Source organism: Arthrobacter sp. FW306-1B-G06A (assembly GCF_058781765.1).
This window is the reverse complement of record NZ_JBYSXB010000084.1, coordinates 1-2,465: the sequence shown is the minus strand read 5'-3', so window position 1 is coordinate 2,465 and position 2,465 is coordinate 1. Positions and strand designations below refer to the sequence as shown.

Annotated in this window: 4 protein-coding genes; 1 reads left to right on the top strand and 3 read right to left on the bottom strand. The window is 63.1% G+C overall.

Going from position 1 to position 2,465, the window contains the following annotated elements:
- Window positions 1-275: 275 nt before the first annotated feature.
- Complete coding sequence (locus tag AC3WJM_RS22970; protein ID WP_492273052.1) at window positions 276-581, top strand: hypothetical protein; 306 nt, start codon at window positions 276-278, stop codon at window positions 579-581.
- Between the two features lie 10 nt (window positions 582-591).
- Here AC3WJM_RS22970 and AC3WJM_RS22965 read toward each other — a convergent pair whose 3' ends face one another.
- The 3 genes from AC3WJM_RS22965 to AC3WJM_RS22955 all read right to left on the bottom strand — a co-directional run bounded on the left by AC3WJM_RS22965 (window position 592) and on the right by AC3WJM_RS22955 (window position 2,224).
- Window positions 592-771 carry a hypothetical protein gene (locus AC3WJM_RS22965; protein ID WP_492273051.1) on the bottom strand — a complete coding sequence of 60 codons (180 nt, stop codon included), beginning with the start codon at window positions 769-771 and terminating at the stop codon, window positions 592-594.
- Window positions 772-828: 57 nt separating this feature from the next.
- The gene (locus AC3WJM_RS22960; protein WP_492273050.1) at window positions 829-1,035 is read right to left on the bottom strand and encodes a hypothetical protein; all 207 of its coding nucleotides are present in this window, start codon (window positions 1,033-1,035) and stop codon (window positions 829-831) included.
- A 547-nt stretch (window positions 1,036-1,582) separates the two neighbouring features.
- Complete coding sequence (locus tag AC3WJM_RS22955; protein ID WP_492273049.1) at window positions 1,583-2,224, bottom strand: hypothetical protein; 642 nt, start codon at window positions 2,222-2,224, stop codon at window positions 1,583-1,585.
- Window positions 2,225-2,465 lie beyond the last annotated feature (241 nt).

The window sequence follows — 2,465 nt, the reverse complement described above, 5'->3', positions numbered from 1 at the left end:
AGCTCCGCAGCAACTGCTGCAGAGCCGCCAAATCATGCCCGGAAACGCAGGATTGACAATCCTATAGCCAGCTAGACAGGGTGGAGCGGACGCCTAGAATCCGAAGGACAGCAACCAGAAAACGTCGTAGACAACCAGGTGATGACGGGCAGGAGCCCTGCGACGGACCGTCAGCACCCGACAGCCGGCCACGGAGCCTGCGGAGTGGACGCCCGAAAAGGGGTGCAAGCCCCCCGAGCACGCTTTTGTCCTGAGACTTGTCAGAAGGAGAGCCATTGCGAATTCGGGACTTCCTCGGCCGGCGCCGGACCCCGGTTACAGAGGATTCCTTCCCTGCCGCGGCGGCCGCGCCCAAGGAGCGCGAGCCGTTGACCCCCGCACAGCTGGCAGATTTGGGAAAGGCCTGGGCCGAGCTCAACCAGGCTGCCGCAGATGCCGGAGTGAACACGTTCCGTGCCTGCACGCGTGACGGGAGCTCTTGGGAGGACGACCCCGATGCGGTGCGCCGCATGGCGGCCCTGATCAGGGGTCTCCCGCGCGCAGGCGAAGCTGCATCCACGGACGGCGACCCAGCCCCGTAGGCCGGCAGCCTCAGAACAAGGTTGGCGCGTCGGGATCGACGCGGGCCAGGAACGCGGCCACACGCTGCGGCCTGTCCCAGCCATGGGCCCGGACTTCGTCCCTGAGGGCCACGGACCGCGCAGCGAACTGTGCCCGGGCCAGTCCACGCCAGCGGAAGGAGCTCCCGTTCGCGTCACGGCCTTTGGCCAATCTGTCGAGCCACTTTGGACCAAAACCGTTCCGCCGTGTTCGCGGCAAGTCTGCTAGTCACCACCGCCGGTCGATCTTCCGCCGCCGCACCCTGGATGCTTCCACCCACACTTCCTTGCGGCCCTCGTAGTACTCCATCGGCCACGGCACCGACGCCAGCACATGCGCCCGCGTCCACCCGTACGCGAAGCCCATCACCTCGCGTGTCTCTCCGTTCTCGAAGTCCAGGACCACGAATACCGGCCAAGGCTCCGTGGCCTTCACAGCCCCTTCCAAGGCACCCGGATCCACAGGCGCTACCACAGGCGCTGACCTCCGCGAATGCGGCGATTCCCAGAACTTCCTTTCCTCCACAGCCGAAGTCTGGCACCAAGGAACGACGAAATGCAGAGCGTAGCCTCCGGCAAACCGGAAGGCTTAACCTTGGGATGTCCGGCCCGCGCCGGACCCCCGCGGCCCCCCTCACCGTTGGGCGGGGCCGTTTTCATGCCGCGCACAGGTTTCCCATGGTTCAAGCCATCCGTTGCCGTCCGCCCGCCGTCGTGGTCACCTGAAAGCAGCAGGGACAAGCGACGGGAGTTCCTGCCGGGCCGGGGCCGCGCAGCGATCTACTGGCGGAGCGGGGCCGGCTCTTAGAGCGCAGGGGGTTTTCCAGCGAGGTACCAGACGTTTTCACCCCAGGACGCACCCAACACTGCGCACGCCAGAAACAACACCGCAACAGCCTGCCAAGGATCGTTTCCGATGTGCGTAAGAGACGCCGAAGGCCACACCTTATCGGGTGTGGCCTCCTAAAAATCCCGGCGCCGTATCAGTCGGGATCGCCGTACAGCTTCGGGCGTGGAATCCTCTCGAGGACATCGCGATCAGCGGTAATGGCGGCGATGCGCTGCTGAATCGGGTAAAGAACCTGAATCTGCGCATTGTGCTGATCCACACCAGTGCGCAGCTGGTCGAGGTACCAGCTAACCTTACGCAACTGCTCCTCGAAGGCTTGACCGATCTTCTCAGGGTCTGGAACCTCCTGCCAAGGCCACTCGTATTCAACCGTGAGTTTGCTGTCGCGAGCATCGACATGACCTGCAGGTGGATTGAAAGTGTGCGACGTCGGCTGAACCGTGAACAGGTCAGCGTCCCCGGTGAACGGGACGGAGAACCGGTAAACCCTCACCTTCCGGCGGGTGTCCGAGAAAGAAAACTCTCGGCCAAGATTCACGGTACGCTCGACCGAGTCCGGCACCGCGCCGGGGTCATCGCCGATCTCAAGGCTCGTGACTCCATGGCGCTTGAGGAGTTCGGCTGCGATGTCCTCCGGCGTCCGCGCCAGCAGGTCGTCCGGATCCCAATGGGCCAGATCACTCTCGTACTGCTGCTGCTTGGGTGCCAGGTATTCAGCAATCCTTGTCTTTGCAAACAATGTTGTTGCTTGCTTGTCATCCGCCGTGTTGACCATGCGATTCTCGCTCTCAGTAATTGACTGGATGGAACGAGGGACCTAGAGTTTCGGACTGGAGTAGTTCGGGCCTCAGAGCCCTCAGAAGCCGGGCGTTGACGCGCCCGGCCTCTCTTTTTAATGTGACAGGGAGGAGGCCGAATTACAAGCTTGGGATTCGGCTGATGGGACTGCCCCGGCTTTTGTTGACTCGGGGTCTTAGGCCGCTGTGAGCGCGGTCCGGTTGATTGTTTCATATTCG

Bases quoted from the DNA above. Each gene is read 5' to 3' on its own strand.
- AC3WJM_RS22955 (WP_492273049.1), bottom strand. From the start codon at position 2,224: ATGGTCAACACGGCGGATGACAAGCAAGCAACAACATTGTTTGCAAAG.